Source organism: Kocuria sp. HSID17590 (assembly GCF_003989485.1).
In the GTDB taxonomy this organism is placed as follows: Bacteria; Actinomycetota; Actinomycetes; order Actinomycetales; family Micrococcaceae; genus Kocuria; species Kocuria salsicia.
The window spans coordinates 1-18,466 of the sequence record NZ_RBMB01000042.1 but is presented as its reverse complement, the minus strand read 5'-3'; the positions used below and the strand labels follow the sequence as shown (position 1 = coordinate 18,466).

19 protein-coding genes and 1 riboswitch are annotated in these 18,466 nt (G+C 70.2%); of the genes, 1 reads left to right on the top strand and 18 read right to left on the bottom strand.

Going from position 1 to position 18,466, the window contains the following annotated elements; translation table 11 throughout:
- The 4 genes from D8M39_RS13035 to rimP form a co-directional block, all read right to left on the bottom strand.
- Window positions 1-522 (bottom strand): translation initiation factor IF-2 N-terminal domain-containing protein (locus tag D8M39_RS13035; RefSeq protein ID WP_238694070.1); only part of this gene is annotated, 522 nt, incomplete at its 3' end.
- Window positions 523-647: 125 nt separating this feature from the next.
- On the bottom strand, window positions 648-980 hold the full coding sequence (locus D8M39_RS11515; RefSeq protein ID WP_055083957.1) for a YlxR family protein: 333 nt from the start codon (window positions 978-980) through the stop codon (window positions 648-650).
- A 132-nt stretch (window positions 981-1,112) separates the two neighbouring features.
- Window positions 1,113-2,084 carry a transcription termination factor NusA gene (gene nusA / locus D8M39_RS11510; RefSeq protein WP_055083959.1) on the bottom strand — a complete coding sequence of 324 codons (972 nt, stop codon included), beginning with the start codon at window positions 2,082-2,084 and terminating at the stop codon, window positions 1,113-1,115.
- A 144-nt stretch (window positions 2,085-2,228) separates the two neighbouring features.
- On the bottom strand, window positions 2,229-2,720 hold the full coding sequence (gene rimP / locus D8M39_RS11505) for a ribosome maturation factor RimP (RefSeq protein WP_055083961.1): 492 nt from the start codon (window positions 2,718-2,720) through the stop codon (window positions 2,229-2,231).
- Window positions 2,721-2,823: 103 nt separating this feature from the next.
- On the opposite strand from rimP, the gene D8M39_RS11500 reads away from it, so the two are divergent.
- Window positions 2,824-3,933 (top strand): hypothetical protein, encoded by a 1,110-nt coding sequence (locus tag D8M39_RS11500; RefSeq protein ID WP_126875043.1) that lies wholly within the window; start codon window positions 2,824-2,826, stop codon window positions 3,931-3,933.
- A 195-nt stretch (window positions 3,934-4,128) separates the two neighbouring features.
- On the opposite strand, the gene D8M39_RS11495 is transcribed toward D8M39_RS11500, so the two are convergent.
- From D8M39_RS11495 to frr, 14 genes are all read right to left on the bottom strand, one after another.
- Window positions 4,129-4,935 (bottom strand): TSUP family transporter, encoded by an 807-nt coding sequence (locus D8M39_RS11495; RefSeq protein WP_055084012.1) that lies wholly within the window; start codon window positions 4,933-4,935, stop codon window positions 4,129-4,131.
- Window positions 4,936-4,958: 23 nt separating this feature from the next.
- Window positions 4,959-6,779, bottom strand: coding sequence for a proline--tRNA ligase (locus D8M39_RS11490; protein ID WP_126875042.1), 1,821 nt, complete (start codon window positions 6,777-6,779; stop codon window positions 4,959-4,961).
- A 154-nt stretch (window positions 6,780-6,933) separates the two neighbouring features.
- Complete coding sequence (locus tag D8M39_RS11485) at window positions 6,934-7,791, bottom strand: DUF4081 domain-containing GNAT family N-acetyltransferase (RefSeq protein ID WP_055083967.1); 858 nt, start codon at window positions 7,789-7,791, stop codon at window positions 6,934-6,936.
- Window positions 7,788-8,954, bottom strand: coding sequence for a flavodoxin-dependent (E)-4-hydroxy-3-methylbut-2-enyl-diphosphate synthase (gene ispG / locus D8M39_RS11480; protein ID WP_055083969.1), 1,167 nt, complete (start codon window positions 8,952-8,954; stop codon window positions 7,788-7,790). The genes D8M39_RS11485 and ispG overlap by 4 nt, the downstream gene beginning before the upstream one ends.
- A gap of 177 nt (window positions 8,955-9,131) precedes the next feature.
- Window positions 9,132-9,788 carry a methionine ABC transporter permease gene (locus D8M39_RS11475; protein ID WP_094394726.1) on the bottom strand — a complete coding sequence of 219 codons (657 nt, stop codon included), beginning with the start codon at window positions 9,786-9,788 and terminating at the stop codon, window positions 9,132-9,134.
- Window positions 9,788-10,843, bottom strand: coding sequence for a methionine ABC transporter ATP-binding protein (locus D8M39_RS11470; RefSeq protein WP_094393641.1), 1,056 nt, complete (start codon window positions 10,841-10,843; stop codon window positions 9,788-9,790). The genes D8M39_RS11475 and D8M39_RS11470 overlap by 1 nt, the downstream gene beginning before the upstream one ends.
- Window positions 10,840-11,724: a MetQ/NlpA family ABC transporter substrate-binding protein gene (locus tag D8M39_RS11465; RefSeq protein WP_055083973.1), complete on the bottom strand. Its 885-nt coding sequence runs from the start codon at window positions 11,722-11,724 to the stop codon at window positions 10,840-10,842. The genes D8M39_RS11470 and D8M39_RS11465 overlap by 4 nt, the downstream gene beginning before the upstream one ends.
- A 94-nt stretch (window positions 11,725-11,818) precedes the next feature.
- Window positions 11,819-11,933: riboswitch (SAM riboswitch) on the bottom strand.
- Window positions 11,934-11,984: 51 nt separating this feature from the next.
- On the bottom strand, window positions 11,985-13,244 hold the full coding sequence (gene dxr, locus D8M39_RS11460) for a 1-deoxy-D-xylulose-5-phosphate reductoisomerase (protein ID WP_371413784.1): 1,260 nt from the start codon (window positions 13,242-13,244) through the stop codon (window positions 11,985-11,987).
- A gap of 173 nt (window positions 13,245-13,417) precedes the next feature.
- A complete protein-coding gene (locus D8M39_RS11455) occupies window positions 13,418-13,681 on the bottom strand; it encodes a GlsB/YeaQ/YmgE family stress response membrane protein (protein ID WP_055083977.1) in 264 nt (87 codons plus the stop codon).
- A gap of 175 nt (window positions 13,682-13,856) precedes the next feature.
- On the bottom strand, window positions 13,857-15,497 hold the full coding sequence (locus D8M39_RS11450; protein WP_126875041.1) for a cation acetate symporter: 1,641 nt from the start codon (window positions 15,495-15,497) through the stop codon (window positions 13,857-13,859).
- A complete protein-coding gene (locus D8M39_RS11445) occupies window positions 15,494-15,883 on the bottom strand; it encodes a DUF485 domain-containing protein (protein WP_055083981.1) in 390 nt (129 codons plus the stop codon). Before D8M39_RS11445 ends, D8M39_RS11450 begins: the two co-directional genes overlap by 4 nt.
- Before the next feature lie 163 nt (window positions 15,884-16,046).
- Entirely contained in the window at window positions 16,047-16,673 is a 627-nt protein-coding gene (locus D8M39_RS11440; protein WP_055083983.1) for a DivIVA domain-containing protein, read from the bottom strand.
- A gap of 61 nt (window positions 16,674-16,734) precedes the next feature.
- Window positions 16,735-17,733 carry a phosphatidate cytidylyltransferase gene (locus tag D8M39_RS11435; RefSeq protein ID WP_232300263.1) on the bottom strand — a complete coding sequence of 333 codons (999 nt, stop codon included), beginning with the start codon at window positions 17,731-17,733 and terminating at the stop codon, window positions 16,735-16,737.
- Window positions 17,733-18,290, bottom strand: a complete 558-nt coding sequence (gene frr, locus D8M39_RS11430; RefSeq protein WP_055083985.1) for a ribosome recycling factor — start codon at window positions 18,288-18,290, stop codon at window positions 17,733-17,735. The genes D8M39_RS11435 and frr overlap by 1 nt, the downstream gene beginning before the upstream one ends.
- Window positions 18,291-18,466 lie beyond the last annotated feature (176 nt).

Genomic DNA, 18,466 nt, shown 5'->3' with positions numbered 1-18,466 from the left:
CCTGGCGCCACCCGGCTTGGGCGCGTCAGAGCGGGGCGCGGGTGCGGCGCTCGAGCGCGGCGTAGCGGACGCCGAGGAGTCGGTGGACTCCTGGGCGCCGGAGGTCTGCGCGGGTGCGGCCTGCTCGGAGGCGGGGGCCGCGTTCGTCGCAGGCTTCGAGGATCCCGGAGCGGGCGGCGCGGACTTCTGCGCGGGCTTGGCCGCACCGGACTCCGGCTTGGACGCGCCGGTCTCGGGCTTGGACTGGGTCCGCCCACCGGGCTTGGGGCCGGACGCCGCGGGCTTGCGGGCACCCTGCGAAGGGGCCGCCTGCGCGGAGTTGCCACGGCCTGCGGCGGGCTTGGACTGGTTCGCGCTCTCCCCGCCAGCGGGGAAGGCGGAACGCAGCTTCTTGGCGACGGGCGGCTCTACCGTGGAGGAGGCGCCGCGAACGAATTCGCCGAGTTCTTGAAGTTTGGAAATTGCTTCTTTGGACGTGATTCCGAGCTCTTTCGCGAGCTCGTGGACACGGGGCTTGGCCACTGTTCTCCTGTCTCGGCTCGCACCGAAACAGGTACGAACCGTTTATCTTCCGTTGACGCAACCACCGGACACGGGCATGGTGCGCGCGCGTCCCGCGTGGCGGCGGGGTGAGTACGTGGAGGTACTCATCGGCCGGCACTCATCGGTTTTCCATGGTCTTCTGACTCGCTTTCCTTGTGTTCGTCCTCCTGCGCCGGCAGGAGGACGCGGAGCTGCTCCGCGAGGTCGTCCGTCGAGACCGCCGTCCGGAACGAACGGTTCAGCGCCCGTCTCCGGATCGCCTGCTCGACGCACTGCCGGGTGGCGTGCACCCAGGCTCCTCGACCTCCCAGTCGGCGGTGGGGGTCCGCCACGGCCCGGGGGCCGTGAGGGGTTTCCTCCATCGTCACGCGGACGAGTTGATCAGGTGGTGCGACGGTTCGGCATCCCACGCAGGTGCGCAGACTCGCAGTGCTCATCCACGCTCCTCGTGAGCCACGACCCGCTCCCCTGAGCACGCGGACGTGCAGGATCACAAGAGATGGTCGACCTGATCAGACCACAGTCTAGCGCGCCGCCCGGGAATCGCCCGAATCACCGCGCCGGGAGGCTCAGCGCGCCTTGGACTCCGCGACGATGTCGATCCCCCAGCCGGTCAGGCGGGCGGCGAGCCGGGCGTTCTGCCCCTCCTTGCCGATCGCCAGCGAGAGCTGCGAGTCGGGGACGACGGCGCGCGCCGAGCGCCCCGCCTCGTCCAGGACCTCCACGCGGCTCACGCGGGAGGGGGACAGCGCGTTCGCGATGAACGTGGCGGGGTCCTCCGAGTAGTCGATGATGTCGATCTTCTCGTCCCCGAGCTCGTTCATCACCGCGCGGACACGGGAGCCCATGTCACCGATGCAGGCACCCTTCGCGTTGGCGCCCGGGCGGGTGGCGACCACCGCCATCTTGGTGCGGTGGCCGGCCTCGCGGGCCAGGGTCACGATCTCCACGGAGCCGTCCGCGATCTCCGGGACCTCCATCTCGAAGAGCCGGCGCACGAGGTCCGGGTGCGAGCGGGAGAGAGTGATGGACGGGCCCTTGAAGCCGCGCTTCGCCTCGACCACGAACGCGCGGATGCGGTCGCCGTGCTTGTAGCTCTCCCCCGGGACCTGCTCGTGGGGCGGCAGCAGCGCCTCGACGGTACCCAGGTTCACCTGCACCATCTTGGGGTTGTGGCCCTGCTGGATCTGGCCGGAGACGAGCTCGCCCTCGCGGCCCTTGAAGTGGCCCAGCACGTTGTCGTCCTCGACGTCCCGCAGCTTCTGCAGGATGACCTGCCGGGCCGTGGCGGCGGCGATGCGTCCGAAGCCGGCCGGGGTGTCGTCGAACTCACCGATCCGGTGGTCCTCCTCGTCCAGCTCCGGGGCCCAGATGGTCACGTGCCCGGAGCGGCGCTCCACCTCCGCCCGAGCACCGTTGATGGCTCCGGGGGAACGCATGTAGGCGAGCAGCAGGGCCTGCTCGATGGTGGGGATCAGCACGTCCACCGGGATGTCGCGTTCGCGCTCCAGCAGCCGCAGTGTGCTCATGTCGATGTCCATGTGTCCCGCCTTCCCTCACACCGCGCCGGTTTCCGTTCCGGGTGGGGCCGGGAACCAAACAGCGCGCCGCACGTTTCGTGCGGTGCGCTGCGGCATGGTGTTCGTCGTGTTCTGTTGCGGTAATCGTACATCCCCGCGGGGACGTCAGATCTCGACCTCCACCTTCGCCGAACGCACCTCGTCGTAGGCCACGTCCTCCGGGTCCAGGTACTTCACGGGCATCCCCTTCTTGGGCTGGTGCCAGCGCTGGAGCACCGCGTGGTCCTCGTGCGCCTCGAGCAGCCGGGCGGTGTAGCGCTCGCCCTCGAGCGGGCGGACCCGCACCAGCCTGCCCACGTTGCGGCGCCAGTGCCGCGGGGTCTCGAGCGTGCGCGTGGCACCCGGGGTGGAGACCTCGAGCTCGTAGGGCGGGCCGGGCACGGGGTCCTCGCGGTCCAGCGCGTCGGAGATCTCGCGCGCGACGGCCGCCACGCCGTCGAGGTCCAGGGACTCAGTGCCCTCGGGCAGGTCCACGAGCACCCGCAGCGTGCGCGTACCGCCCTCCCCCGTGAGCTCGCACTCCTCCAGGAAGAGCCCCGCGGCCTCAACCACCGGGGCCACGGTCTCGCGGATGGTGGCGTTCTCGTGCGACGTCATGGGTTCTCGTCTCCTGTGGTTCGTCTCGTCCGCCGAACGGGCGGGCTCTGCCGGTCGGTGCTCCTCCCTATCATGGAGCAGACCCGTCCCCCGGAGGAATTTCGTGAGTTCTCACCCGTCCACGCCCCGCGTGCGGAGCTGGCGCACCGCGGCCGCGGTTCTCGCCGTCGTCCTGCTGCTCGTGGTGGCCGCCGGCCTCTGGGCGCGCTGGCGTCCGCTGTCGGACGACGACGCCGCCCGGCTCGCCGCGCGCACCACCGTCGAGTCCGTGCGTGCGCAGCTGCACCCGGAGTCCTCCGCATCCTCCGCGCAGGCGGGCAGCACGAAGTCCCCGGACAGCACCGCACCCGCGGACGGCTCCCCACGTCCGGACAGTGCCCTGTTCCCCGACGGTTCCCTGCTTCCAGCCGCGGTCCTCGACCGTCAGCTCGACGAGCTCGGGCCCCCGGCCACTCCGACGCAGACCAGGCGCATGGCGGAACGCGGCGAGGAGCCCCCCGCCGTCGAGAGTCTCTCGGATGCCGCAGAACGGCTCGCCGACACCGCGGATGCCGTTCACGACGCCGATCTCGCGGCGTCGCTCGCGGCCGTCGCGGCGTCGTGGTGGGCCGCGGACGCCTCCTCCCCCGCGAGTCGTGCGGCTGACCCCGCAGCCGCCGGCTCGGCAGGCGGCGAGGCTGCGAGCGGCGAAGCGCCGGGTGACGGGGTTGGCGACGACAGGGCGGGGGATGGTCCGGCGGCGGACAGCGGCTCCCCCTCGGACCCGGCGACGCCCTCGGCTTCGGCAGCACCCGCTGGCCCGGAGGGCTGCGAGCCCGATCAGCTCGCGGCCGTGACCGCCGTGGACCGCGCGCAGTTCGTCGCCGAGGCCGCCCAGGCGCGGATCTCCACCGGGGACGCGGCGCGGGCGGACGTGGACGCCACCGTCACAGGCCTCCACGACGCACTCGAGGACGAGCGTGCCGCTGGTCTGCTCGGCTGCGATCCCGGCCCGGTGGCGGCGCGGTACGAACTCCCCGAGGGATTCACCACGGACCCCGCCCGTGCCACGGGTGCGGCAGAGCGGGAGGCGAGCGAGGCGGTCGTGCGGGCCGTGGCGGGCAGTCCCGCCGGACAGCGCTCCTGGTGGCTGGACGTCCTGCAGGACACCGCGCACGGCGCCCAGCGGCTGGACCCCCAGAAACCCGTGGCCGCACTGCCCGGTCGCGGCTGACCCGGGCGGTTCCGCCCACCCCGGCTCCGTGCGACGTCGCCGTGGCTCTCCGGACGAGCCCCCAGTCGCCACCCCGCACGTCGTCGTCCAGCAGCCGGGCCCGGGCTCAGCAACCCGGCTCGACATCGCCGTCGTCCACCGGACGGGCTCGCCCACCAGGCCCGGCACGACATCGCCCGCCGGGCGGAACCCAGCTCAGCGGCCGGTGAGCACGTCCCAGCCGAGCTTCACGATCAGCACCGAGACCACGGCGAAGAACACCACGCGGATGAACGAGTTGCCCCGGGCCACCGCCGTGCGCGCGCCGATGTACCCGCCGGCCATGTTGCTCAGTCCCAGCACCAGGCCCAGTCCCCACAGGACCGACCCGTGCGCGCCGAACACCACGAGCGCCCCGAGGTTCGTGGCCAGGTTCGCGATCTTCGCCTTGGCGCTGGCTTCCAGGAAGCTGTAGCCGAGCAGCGAGACGAGTCCGATGATGAGGAAGGACCCGGTGCCCGGTCCCATGACGCCGTCGTAGAAGCCGATCACGGCACCGAGGAGGACCGCCAGGCCGTAGTGCCGGGCGCCGGCGTGCCGCAGCTCGGTGAGGCGGCCCATCGAGGGCTTCGCCACCGTGAAGGCCAGGACCGCGACGAGCGCCAGCACGATGATCGGCTTGAAGACGCCCGCGGGCAGGGCCGCAGCGACGGCCGCGCCGGCCCCCGCCGCCACGAAGGCCGCCGCCGCCATGGGCAGGGCCGTGCGCAGGTCCGGGCGGACGCGGCGGTAGAACGTCACCGCCGAGGTGGCCGTGCCGAACACCGACCCCATCTTGTTGGTGGCCAGTGCCTGCACCGGGGTGAGTCCCGGGATCATGAGCGTCACGGGCAGCTGCAGGAGCCCCCCGCCGCCCACCACGGCGTCGATGAACCCCGCGCCGAGCCCGGTGAGCACGAGCAGCAGCAGGAGACCGGGAGCCGCGGTGTCCAGCCCCGAGCCCGCGAGGAACGAGAGATCCACCGCCGCACCCGTTTCGGGCAACGTCAGTGCGAGCCGGTGGTGGCGCCGCCCCGGACCTCCGCGGTGATCTCCTCGACCACCGCGGCGCGCTGGACGTCACGGCTGCTCCCGGTGGCACGGTCCTTGAGCTCCAGCAAACCGTCCTGCAGACCGCGGCCCACCACGAGCACGGTGGGCACGCCCAGCAGCTCCGCATCCCGGAACTTCACACCCGGGGAGACCTTGGGACGGTCGTCGAACACGACCGTGAGCCCGGCGGACTCCAGCTCCGCGACGATCTCCTCGGCGGCCTCCAGGATCTCGGCGCCCTTGCCCGTGGCCACCATGTGCACGTCCGCGGGACTGATGACCCGGGGCCACACCAGACCCTTGTCGTCGTGGTAGTGCTCCGCGATGGCCGCGAGCGCGCGGGTCACGCCGATGCCGTACGAGCCCATGGTCACGGTCACGAGCTTGCCGTTGCTGTCGAGGACCTTCAGCCCCAGCGACTCCGCGTACTTGCGGCCGAGCTGGAAGACGTGGCCCATCTCGACGCCGCGGGCGATCTCCAGCGGTCCGGAGCCGTCCGGGGCGGCGTCGCCCTCGCGCACCGCGCAGGCCTCGAGGGTGCCGTCCCACGTGAAGTCGCGCTCCGCCACGAGCCCGTAGACGTGGCTCTCCGCGAGGTTCGCGCCCGTGATCCACGACGTTCCCGGAACCACGCGGGGGTCCACGAAGAACGGGATGCCGGTGGCGGACTTCTCGCCCAGCAGCGGCTCGTCCGTGCTCAGCCCCGGGCCGATGTAGCCCTTCACGAGCTGGGGGACGGCCCGCAGCTGCTCCTCGCTCGCGGCGGCCACCTCGAGCTCACCGCCCTGTCCCAGGGCGGTGCCGATGCCGGCCTCCACGCGCTTGAGGTCGATTTCCCGGTCCCCGGGAACGCCCACGGCCACGAGCTGCTTCGTGCCGTCCGGAAGCGTCACGGAAAGCACCACGTTCTTCAGTGTGTCCGCGGCGGTCCAGGGCTCGCCCTCGCGGGGGTGCAGCTCGTTGGAGCGCTCCACGAGGGTGTCGATCGTGGGGCTCGACGGCGTGCGGTGCACCTGCGCGGCCGGGGCCTGCGAGTAGTCGAGCGGCTCCGGTGCCACGGTGGTCACGGCCTCGACGTTCGCCGCGAAGCCGCCCGCGGTGCGCACGAACGTGTCCTCCCCCACCAGTGAGGGGTGCATGAACTCCTCGGAGCGGGAGCCGCCCATGGCACCGGAGGTCGCGGCGACCGCCACCACCGGCAGACCCAGCCGCTCGAAGATCCGCACGTACGCGGCGCGGTGCTTGGCGTAGGACTCGTCCAGCCCGGCGTCGTCGACGTCGAATGAGTAGGAGTCCTTCATGATGAACTCGCGCCCGCGCAGCAGCCCGGCGCGGGGGCGGGCCTCGTCCCGGTACTTCGTCTGGATCTGGTAGAGGGACACGGGCAGGTCCTTGTAGGACGAGTACATGTCCTTGACCAGCAGGGTGAACATCTCCTCGTGCGTGGGCGCGAGCAGGTAGTCCGCGCCCTTGCGGTCCTGCAGCCGGAAGAGGTTCTCGCCGTACTCGGTCCACCGGTTGGTGGTCTCGTAGGGCTCACGCGGCAGCAGTGCGGGGAAGTGCACCTCCTGCGCGCCGATCGCGTTCATCTCCTCGCGCACGATCCCCTCGACGCGGCGCAGCACCGCAAGTCCGAGGGGCAGCCACGTGTAGATCCCGGGCGCCGCGCGGCGGATGTAGCCCGCACGCACGAGCAGCTTGTGGCTGTCGACGTCCGCGTCCACGGGGTCTTCACGAAGGGTGCGCAGGAATAGGGAGCTCAGGCGAAGCGGCACGAAAAGGTCCTAACCGCCCGGGGAACGGGCCGATCTGGGCAATGGATGTCTCCCGGGAGTCTATCGCTGTGCCCCGAGGATGCTCGCGGCACCACGACGGCGCTCGCCGCAGGACGGTGCTCACAGCGGAACCGTGCTCGCAGCACGGCGCCGCTCAGAGGAGGACCGTGGCGAACTCCCCGGCCTGCTCGAAGCCCACGTGGCGGTAGGTGGCCAGCGCCGGGGCGTTGAAGGAGTTCACGTAGAGGCTCACCACCGGGGTGCGGGTACGGGCGAGCGCCACGGTGGCCGCCATGCACGGCACGGCCAGACCGCGACCGCGGTACCGGGGGTCGATCCACACGCCCTGGATCTGGCACACGCGACCGTGCCGGGAGCCGACGTCCGCCTTGAACACCACGGTGCCGTCCGCGTCGCACAGCACCGCGGTGCGACCCTCCGCGAGCAGCGAGCGCACGCGGCGTCGGTAGCCCTCCGCCCCACTGGTCAGCGGCGAGTAGCCCACCTCCTCGGTGAACATCGCCACGGCGGCGGGGAGCACCCGGTCGAACTCGTCGGGCGCCGCCCAGCGCACGCGCGCCGCAGTGCCGGCGAGCAGGTCCGGGTCCGGGTCCCGCGCCATCTCGAGCAGGGGCTGGTGGGCGCGGACGTCGAACGGCGCGGGCCAGCTCTCCCGCACCCGGTCCCACAGCCCCAGCACGGGCTCGGCCGGGCCGAAGAAGGAGGCGAAGCGGGGCCCGCCGCGCAGCAGGAGGTCGGCGACCAGGTCCGTTCCGTGCGCGTCGAGCGCGATGGGGACGACGTTCGTGCCCACCCAGCACGCGCCCTCGAGGCGGCCGTCCGGGCCCCGCACGCCGTAGACGGGCGGGGTCGCCCTGCCGCCCGCCCGGATGCGCTCCACGTGGGCCGCCACGAACACCGAGGACACAGCGTGCTCGTCGAGCAGCCGGTCGAGCTCCGCCCGCCCCACGGCGGCGGGCCGGAGCAGCCTCGGGTCGCGGCGTCGGATCACCCGGCGGTCACGACCGGGGCGCCCTCGACGGGCTGGCCGTTCTCGTCCACGCCCATCTCCTCGGCCATCTCGTTGGCCTGGGCGAGCAGGGTCTCCACGATCTGGTCCTCGGGGACGGTCTTGATGACCTCGCCGCGGACGAAGATCTGGCCCTTGCCGTTGCCGGAGGCCACGCCGAGGTCCGCCTCACGCGCCTCGCCCGGTCCGTTGACGACGCAGCCCATCACGGCCACGCGCAGCGGCACCGTGAGGTGGGCGAGACCCTCGTTGACCTCCTCGGCCAGCTTGTAGACGTCCACCTGCGCGCGCCCGCACGAGGGGCACGAGACGATCTCCAGCTTGCGGGGACGCAGGCCCAGGGACTGCAGGATCTGGTTGCCCACCTTGACCTCCTCCACCGGCGGCGCGGAGAGGGAGACGCGGATGGTGTCACCGATGCCCTGTGAGAGCAGGATGCCGAACGCGGTGGCGGACTTCACGGTGCCCTGCAGCGCGGGACCGGCCTCGGTCACACCGAGGTGCAGGGGCCAGTCCCCCCGCTCGGCCAGCAGCTGGTAGGCGCGGACCATGGTCACGGGGTCGTTGTGCTTCACGGAGATCTTGAAGTCGTGGAAGTCGTGCTGCTCGAACAGCGAGGCCTCCCACACGGCGGACTCCATGAGCGCCTCCGGAGTGGCCTTGCCGTACTTCTGCAGCAGCCGCTTGTCCAGGGAGCCCGCGTTGACGCCGATGCGGATGGAGACCCCCGCCGCCTCCGCGGCGCGGGAGATGCCCTCGATCTGGTCGTCGAACTTGCGGATGTTGCCCGGGTTCACGCGCACTCCCGCGCACCCGGCGTCGATGGCCGCGTAGACGTACTTGGGCTGGAAGTGGATGTCCGCGATCACCGGGATCGGGGACTTCATGGCGATGATCGGCAGGGCGTCCGCATCGTCCTGGGACGGGCAAGCCACGCGCACGATGTCGCAGCCCGCGGCGTTGAGCTCCGCAATCTGCTGCAGCGTGGCGTTGATGTTCGTCGTGGGAGTGGTGGTCATCGACTGGACGCTGATGGGGCTCTGCGAGCCGACACCCACCGAGCCCACGCGGATCTGGCGGGTCGGGCGCCTGGGTGAGAGGACCGGCTGGGGTGCCGCCGGCATGCCGAGGTTGACCGAGGTCACGAATTTCCTCCAGGGAATTTGGCGTGCGGGGCCCGCGACACGCGCCCCGTGGGAAAGACTTCCCCCATTGTGCCCCACTCGTCCGACACGCGGCAGCCGCGCGTGACCCGCCGAACACCACGACGCCCCGGCAGCGCACAGGCTGCCGGGGCGGCGTCGGGAACTCGCGGGGGCGCCTCAGCGGCGCATGATCCTGCGCGCGAGCCAGTTGCCGAAGAACTGCACCAGCTGGACCAGGATGATGATCACGATCACCGCGGCCCACGTCACCTGGTCGTTGAAGCGCTGGTAGCCCAGGCGCAGGGCGAAGTCACCCAGGCCGCCGGCGCCGATCGCGCCCGCCATCGCGGACATGTCCGTGATGCCGATGACCAGGAACGTGTAGCCCAGGACCAGCGGGCCCAGTGCCTCGGGCAGGATCACCGTGGTGATGATCTTCCAGCGCGAGACGCCCATGGAGCGGGCCGCCTCGATCACGCCGGGATCCACCGTCATGAGGTTCTGCTCCACGATCCGCGCCACCGCGAAGGTAGCCCCGATGGTCATGGCGAAGATCGCGGCGTTGGGGCCCAGCCGGGTCCCCACCACGCTCTCCGTGAGCTTGCCGAGGGCGGCCAGCAGGATGATGAACGGGATCGGGCGCACGAAGTTCACCAGGAGGTTCAGGACGGTGAAGACCGCCCCGTTCTCCATGATGCTTCCTCGCCGGGTCACGTAGAGCCCCATGCCCACGGCCAGGCCGATGAACCCGGCCAGCACGAGGGTCACGGTGACCATGTAGAGCGTGAGCCCCGTGGCGCTCAGCAGCTGCGGTGCCAGTGTGGACCACTCCATCACTCAGCCACCTCCTCAACCTTGGTGACCGCCCGGAGGGCATCGACGGTCCGTTCGACGGCGTCCGGCGGGCCCGTGAGGGACAGCGTGAGCGTCCCGAAGGACCTGGACTGCAGGATGGAGATCCCTCCGAAGGCGATGTTGAAGCGCACGTCCGTGCGTGCTGCGTCCGAGAGCACCTCGCCGATCCGGTTCTGGTCGCGCACGTCCACCATGACCAGCCGTCCCGGGTGCTCGCGGCGCAGCTTCTCGACCTCCGCGGCGTTGGGCACCGTGTGCATCACGGAGCCCACGAACTTGCGGGTGGTCTCGGCCTGCGGGTGCGCGAAGACGTCTGCGGTGGTCCCCACCTCGACCACGCGACCGCTGTCCATCACGGCCACGCGGTCTGCGATGGCACGCACCACGTCCATCTCGTGGGTGATGAGCACCACGGTGATCCCCAGTTCGCGGTTCACCCGGCGCAGCAGCGCGAGAACCTCCTGCGTGGTCTCGGGGTCCAGCGCGGAGGTGGACTCGTCCGCGAGCAGCAGCTCGGGGTTGGACGCGAGCGCCCGGGCAATGCCCACGCGCTGCTTCTGCCCGCCCGAGAGCTGCTCCGGGTAGTTGCGGGCCCGCTCGGTGAGCCCCACGAACTCGAGCAGCTCCGTGACACGTGCCCGGCGCTCCTCGGGCTTCCACCCCGCCCGGCGCAGCGGGTACTCGATGTTCCCGGCCACGGTGCGCGAGGTGAACAGGTTGAACTGCTGGAAGATCATCCCGATGTTGTGGCGCACGGAGGCGAGCTGGGTCTCCGACCGGCCGCTGACCTGCTGGCCACCGACCTCCAGGGTGCCGGACGTGGTGGTCTCCAAACCGTTGATCAGCCGCACCAGGGTGGACTTTCCCGCGCCCGAGTAGCCGATCACGGCGAAGATCTCCCCGCGCTTGACGTCCAGGGTCACACCGTCCACGGCGGTGACCTCACGGGGGCGTCGCTTGGGCCCGGTGGTGAAGACCTTGCTGACGTCGCGGAAGCTGACCAGGGTGTCCCCGGCGGCGGGGGCTGCACTCACTTGGTCTGGTCCTTCAGGTCCTGGGAGTAGCGCGTGAGGAGGTCCTTGAGCTCCTGCTGGTCCACCTTGGTGGGGACCGCGGTGCCCTTGGTCTCCTTCTTCTCGGCCTCCTGGACCTTGTCGTCGTAGTAGAACCCGGCGACCTTCTTCAGGGTCTCGTCGTCCGCGTTGGCCTCGGTGGACGCGAAGATGTTGTCGTACACCTTGGCGCTGTCCGCCGTGGGGTCGTCCTGAGCCAGTGCGGACTCGGGCTCGAGATTGGCACGGTCGAGGAAGTCGTTGTTCACCACGGACGCGGCCACGGAGTCCATGGACAGGACGGTCTGCTCCGCGGAGACCGGGCGCACCGTGACCTTGGACTTGTCCTTGTCGACGTCCTGCTCGGTGGGGGCGATCGTGTCCTTGGTGAAGCTCACCAGGCCCTGCTGCTCGAGCAGGTTCAGCGAGCGGGACAGGTTGATCGAGTCGTTGGGAACCGCGATCTCGTCCCCCTGCTTGAAGTCGTCCACGGACTTCAGGGTCTTGGAGTACAGCCCCAGCGGGAAGATGGAGGTGGAGCCCACCGGTGTGATGGTGTCCCCGGAGTTGTTGTTGTAGTCCGCGAGGTAGGCGATGTGCTGGAACCAGTTCATGTCGATGTCCCCGCTCTTCAGGGCGGGGTTCGGCTGGCTGTAGTCGCTGAAGTCCACGAACTCCACGGTGACGTCGTTCTGCGCGGCCACTTCCTTGAAGGCGTCCTGGACCGGCGTGGCTCCCACGATGCCGATGGTGATCTTGCCGTCCGCTGCCGGGTCCGAGCTCTCGGATCCGCCGCCGCACGCGGTCAGGGTGAGGCCCAGGGTGGTGGCCAGAACGAGGGGAATCAGACGCTTGGTTCGCATGATCGTGCCTTTCCAGGGTCGGGAGTGGTTGCGCCGCGCAAACGGTCCCGCACTGGACGGAGGGTGCAGATCAGGCATGTGCCATTTCAGAGAAAAACCGCACTTGCCGTGATCGCATCGAATCGCGGCCGGATGGTCATCTGGGGCACCCCGCTACGGGAGAGGGTTGCCGTCCGGCCAGCCAGAGCTACGCGCCGGATCTCGTCATCCGCGCAGAATCGTAGCACGCGACGTGTGACGAACCGTGACGCCCCGGGACCTCAACGGCGCCCCGCAATGCGCTCGTCCGCGACACGGCGGGCCCACTGCTCGGCGGCCAGGACGTCCTCGAGACCCGGCTGCGCGACGACGTCGTGCTCCCCCAGCACCCGCTCGACCACGTCCACGATCTCCGTGAAACCCAGCTGCGAGCGGTGGAAGGCGTGGACGGCCTGCTCGTTGGCCGCGTTGAACACCGCCGGTGCCGTGCCGCCGGTGGTTCCCGCGCTCTTCATGAGCTCCACGGCGGGGAACGCCACCGGGTCCAGCGGCTCGAAGGTCCACTCGGCCGCCCGCGTCCAGTCGCACGCGGCGGCCGCGCCCGGCACACGGTGGGGCCAGCCGAGGCCGAGCGCGATGGGAAGGCGCATGTCCGGCGGCGAGACCTGCGCGAGGGTGGAGCCGTCCACGAACTGGACCATGGAGTGCACCACGGACTGCGGGTGGACGGTGACGTCGATCCGCTCCAGCGGCACGTCAAAGAGCAGGCTCGCCTCCAGCACCTCCAGGGCCTTGTTCACCATGGTCGCGGAGTTGGTGGTCACCATCACGCCCATGTCCCACGTGGGGTGGCGCAGCGCCTGCTCGGGGGTCACCTCCGCCAGCTGCGCGCGCGTCATCCCGCGGAACGGACCGCCGGAGGCCGTCAGCACCAGGCGGTCCACCTCCGCGGCCGTGCCGGAGCGCAGCGCCTGGGCAATTGCGGAGTGCTCCGAGTCCACCGGGATCAGGGCGTCCGTGAGTCCAGTGGCCGCCGCCGCGCGCTTGACGAGCGGGCCGCCGGCGATCAGCGACTCCTTGTTGGCCAGCGCCACCCGCCGACCCGCCCCGAGCGCGGCCAGCGTGGGAGCGAGTCCGATGCTGCCGGTGATCCCGTTGAGCACCAGGTCCGCGCCCTCCCACGCCGCGATCCGCTCCGCGGCGTCCGAGCCGTGCAGGATCTCGGGCACGGGCGACGACGACGCGCGGGCGGCGGCCGTGAGCGCCTCGCGCAGGCGGGCGGCGTCGTCCGCGGAACCGCTCGTACCCACGGCCCGCACCCGGAAGGCGACGGCCTGGCGGGCCAGCAGATCCAGGTTGGACCTGCCTGCAGCGAGGGCGACGACTTCGAACGGCGAGTGACCTACACCCTCCCCCGGCCTGCGCAGCCCGGCGGCCTCCGCGACGACGTCCAGGGCCTGCGTGCCGATGGAGCCCGTGGACCCCAGGATCACCAGGCGGCGGGGGGCATCCCTGGTGGCGGCGTCGAGGTCGGGGGTCATGGCGCGGGTCTCAGTCATGCCCCCAGTATCCCGCGTGCTCGGCCCCTGGCACGCACGCGGACCCGCCCGGGTGCGGACACGGCCTGGGGCACGGATACGGACCCGGGTACGGAACAAGGGCGCCACCCGGAGGTGACGCCCTTGTTCGCTGGGTCAGTGCGACCGCTGTGGACTCAGCGGCGACGGCCGGCCACGAAGCCGTAGATCAGCAGCACGATGATCGCGCCGATCACGGACGTGATGATGGTGCCGAAGCTGATTTCGTCGATACCGGCGTGCAGACCGGGAATGATGGACCCGATCCAGCCACCGAGGAACGCGCCCACGATGCCGAGGATGATGGTGACGATGATCCCGCCACCCTGCTTGCCCGGAAGGATCAGCTTGGCGAGAGCGCCCGCGATCAGACCGAGGATGATCCAGCTGAAAATGCCCATGTCTCCACCTCTAGTTACGTTTGTCACACAGGCGGGTGTCCGCTGTGATCGTGTTCAGGGAACCACCATCATTCTACTACTTGTTTCCGGCGTAAGGACACAGGTCACAGGGTGGTGTAGCACACGCTCCCGCCCTGCGGACGACAGCCGCGGAACCTGGAGGCAGCGCCCCCGGTCAGTGGTTGACGGCCTTCTCCGCGCCCACGCCGGTGAGGGAGCGAACCTCCATCTCCGCCTGCTTCACCGGATCCTCCCTGCGGCGCTCCGTGATCGAGCCGATGAACCCGAGCAGGAAGGACGCCGGGATGGAGATGATGCCCGGGTTGGACAGCGGGTAGATGGCGAAATCAGCGTCCGGGAGCATCGAGGTCTCCGAGCCGGACATCACCGGCGAGAAGACGATCAGCACCACGGAGAGGATCAGACCTCCGTACATGGACAGCACCGCCCCGCGGGTGGTGAAGCGCTTCCAGTACAGGGAGTAGAGGATCGTCGGCAGGTTCGCGGAGGCCGCAACGGCGAAGGCGAGGGCCACGAGGAACGCCACGTTCTGCCCCTGGGCGCCGATGCCGCCGAGGATCGATATCACGCCGATGATCACCACGGTGGTCTTGGCCACGCGCAGCTCCTGCCGGGGGTCCGAGTTCCCCTTCTTGATCACGGAGGTGTAGATGTCGTGCGCGAACGACGCCGACGCCGTGATGGCCAGGCCCGCGACCACGGCCAGGATGGTGGCGAACGCCACCGCCGCGATGAGACCCATGAGCACGGAACCGCCCAGTTCGTAGGCGAGCAGCGGGGCTGCCGAGTTCACACCACCCGGTGCCGACTTGATCCGGTCCGAACCGATCAGCGCAGCCGCACCGAAGCCGAGCACCAGGGTGAAGAGGTAGAACAGGCCGATCAGCGAGATCGCCCAGACCACGGACTTGCGGGCTTCCTTGGCGGTGGGCACCGTGTAGAAGCGCATCAGCACGTGCGGCAGACCCGCGGCTCCGAGCACCAGGGCGAGGCCCAGGGAGATGAAGTCGAGCTTGGAGATCTCGCTCACGCCGTACTTCAGCCCGGGCTCGAGCATCGCCGGGTTGTTGTTGGTCTCCACCGCCGCCCCGAGGATCGAGGAGAAGTTGAAGCCGAACATGGCCAGGATCCACACGGTCATCACGGCCACGCCGGTCACGAGCAGGCACGCCTTGATGATCTGCACCCACGTGGTGCCCTTCATGCCGCCCACGAGCACGTAGACGATCATGATGACGCCCACGATCACGATCACGAGCGACTGCCCGGCCTTGGAGCCGATGCCCAGCAGCAGGGAGACGAGCGCGCCCGCTCCAGCCATCTGGGCCAGCAGGTAGAAGAACGTCACGGCCAGCGTGGAGATGGAGGCCGCCACGCGCACCGGGCGCTGGCGCAGCCGGAACGAGAGCACGTCCGCCATGGTGAACTTGCCGGTGTTGCGCAGGGGCTCGGCGATCAGCAGCAGCGCCACGAGCCACGCGACGAAGAAGCCGATCGAGTAGAGGAAGCCGTCGTAGCCCTGCAGGGCGATCGCTCCCACGATGCCCAGGAACGAGGCGGCGGAGAGGTAGTCGCCCGCGATGGCCAGCCCGTTCTGCGTTCCCGAGAACGAGCGGCCGCCGGCGTAGTAGTCCGCCGCGGTGGCCGTGGACTTCGAGGCCCGGATCACCACCACGAGCGTCACGAGTACGAACGAGACGAAGATGGAGATGTTGATCGCCGGGTTGCCCACGGTGGAGGTGGGCGTGTCCGCGAGCGGCACGAGCGGCAGGGACAGTGCGGGGACGGCGATCATGGCCGGGCCTCCTGGGTGGTCTCAGCCCGGTGGGACTGCTGGGATTCGAGGTCCTCGCGCAGCGCGGTGGCCTGCGGGTCGAGCGTGCGGTTCGCGAAGCGCACGTAGGCGGCGGTGATGCCGAACGTGGTCACGAACTGCAGCAGGCCCAGGACGAGTCCGAGGTTGATGTTCCCGGCCACTCGCGTGGACATGAAGCCCGGGGCGTAGATGGCCAGCACCACGTAGAGCAGGTACCAGACCAGGAACGCCACCGCGAGGGGGAAGACGAACGAACGGTGGGTGGAGCGCAACCGCTGGAACTCTGTCGAGCGCTGCGCTGCGGGGAAGTCGATGCCGGTCGTGGCGACGGAGCCGTTCGGATCGACAGGGGGCGTGGACGCCATTGTGTGCCTCCTTGTGTGATGAGGAACACAGTACGGTCTGTGTATCCAAAGACACAGTGGCGCCGGTCAATGATGCAAAAAATCCGCGATGTGACGCGGATTAGTTAGGGGACCTCACTAAATCACCAACATCTGTGTATACACAGATGCCGGGGGCGTCCGGTCACGCGCGGGTGCGCAGGGCCAGCACGAACTCCACCGCGCGGTCCAGGAACGCGTCCACCTGCTGCTCCTCGTAGCAGCGCTGCCCCTGCGCGGAGCGGAAGACCGCCTCCCGCAGCATCCGGGGGTCCACCTCCGGCGCGCTGCGCAGCTGCTCCACGAGCCGGTCGCACAGCACGTCCACGTCCGCCACGGCGTAGCCGGGCGTGCGGTGCGTGGCGGGGCGCCGGAAGCGCTGCGTCCGGGGCCGGTTCAGCCGGCCGAGCAGCAGCTCCCCCAGCAGCTCCACGTGCTCGTCCCAGCGGGCCACCCCGTGCTCCGCCACGAAGGCGCGCTGCTCCTCGGCGAAGATCGCGTCCTCGAGCTCGTCCAGGTGGGGATCCACCACGGCGGGATCGTAGCCGCCGCGGACCCTGTCGAAGACGCGCTCCCGGATCTGTCGGCTGCCCACGTGCCGCACGCCGTCGGCGTCGGGCACCCCGTCCCCGGCGGTCTCCCGGTACTCCCGGGACCCGTCCTCCGCGGCCCGCAGGGCGCGCACACGGTCCAGGAAGTCGTCCACCTGCGCGGGGTCGTACCCCCAGGCGTGGTCCGCCACCCGCTCGAAGCGGGGCTGCTGCGTGGTCATGTGAAGCCCTTTCCGTCCGTGCGCGGGCGGGTGGCGGCCGTCGCCGCCGTCCGCCCACGGCTCATCCCAGGACGCTGAACAGTTCGAAGATGACGTAACCGGTGATCACGGCGAAGAGGATCGAATCGATCCGGTCCATGACGCCACCGTGGCCCGGCAGCAGCGTTCCCATGTCCTTGATGCCGATCTCGCGCTTGACCATGGACTCGGAGAAGTCCCCCACGGTCGCCACGGCCACAATCGCCACCGCCAGCACCGCCCCCTGCCACCAGGGGATCCCGAGCAGCAGCAGCGCACACAGCACGCCCGCCACCACGGCGCCGCCGAGCGATCCCGCGAAGCCCTCCCAGGACTTCTTGGGGGAGATCTTGGGGGCCATGGGGTGCTTTCCCCACACCACGCCCACGGCGTAGCCGAAGGTGTCGGAACTGATGGCCAGCAGGATCACCGTGAGCACCTTCTGGGGCCCGTCCGCCGAGTGGTACAGCAGCACCGCGGTGCTGAGCAGGAAGGACGCCCACACCAGGGCAAAGACCGAACCCATCATGGACAGCATCATGCCCTCGCGGGAGCCGAAGGCGCGCCACACCACCACCAGGGTCACGGACAGCACGAGGGCCATGGACAGCCACTCGGCGCCCCCGAAGAAGGCGGCGAGCGGCATGGCCACGGCGGCCAGCACGGCCGGGACCTTGGGGATCTGCACCCCCCGGTAGGTCAGCGACCGCGCAATCTCCCACACGCCGATGCCGGAGGCGGCCCCGGCAAGCAGGGCCAGCACGAGGGGCACGAAGAACAGCCCCGTGACGAGCGCCGCGATGAGCACCACCGCCACCGCGATCGCGGCGGGCAGGTTGCGCCCGGCACGGGAGGGCGCCCTGTGCTCGGTGCTGCGGTGGAAGGGACGTTTGAGCACCTGCCGCAGCAGCCCCGTGGACACGAGCGGCTCGCGCTGGGAGGAGTGGGCGTCCGAGCCCCCGCCGGACGGGGACGCGGCACGGTTCGCGGCGTCACCCTGGTCAGGGGGTGGCGGGGAGAGCGGAGAGTCGGCTGAGGGCATCAGGCGCCGAGGAGTTCGGCTTCCTTGTTCTTGAGCAGCTCGTCGATCTGGTCGATGTGCTTCTTGGTGACGGCGTCGAGGTCCTTCTCCCCCCGCTTGCCGTCGTCCTCGCCGACCTCGCCGTCCTTGACGAGCTTCTCGATGGCCTCCTTGGCGTGACGGCGGATGTTGCGCACGGACACGCGGCCCTCCTCCGCCTTGGTGGAGACGATCTTCACGTACTCCTTGCGGCGCTCCTCGGTGAGCTCGGGCATGACCACGCGGATCACGTTGCCGTCGTTGGCGGGGTTCGCGCCGATGTCCGAGTCCCGGAGGGCCTTCTCGATGTCGTTGAGCGCCGATCGGTCATACGGGGTGATGAGCAGGGTGCGAGCTTCGGGGGTCTGGAAGGAGGCGAGCTGCTGCAGCGGGGTGGGCGTGCCGTAGTAGGACACGAGCAGGGCCGAGAACAGCGCCGGGTTGGCGCGGCCGGTGCGCACGCTGGAGAAGTCGGTCTTGGCAGCGTCCACCGCCTTGTCCATCTTGGTGGTGGCATCCGAGAGGACGTCTGAAATCACGGTTGGTTCTCCTTTGGCATGGCCGGCCCGCCGGAGCGCGACCGGTGGCGTCGGTTCGTTGTCTCCACTCTAACGGGCGCGACCCCCGCCCCGCTCGCGACGCCGTGCGGAGACCGCGGTGAGCGGCTCGAGCCCGGCGCGCCGCGACGTCGTCGCCGCAGCGGCAGGCAGCGGCA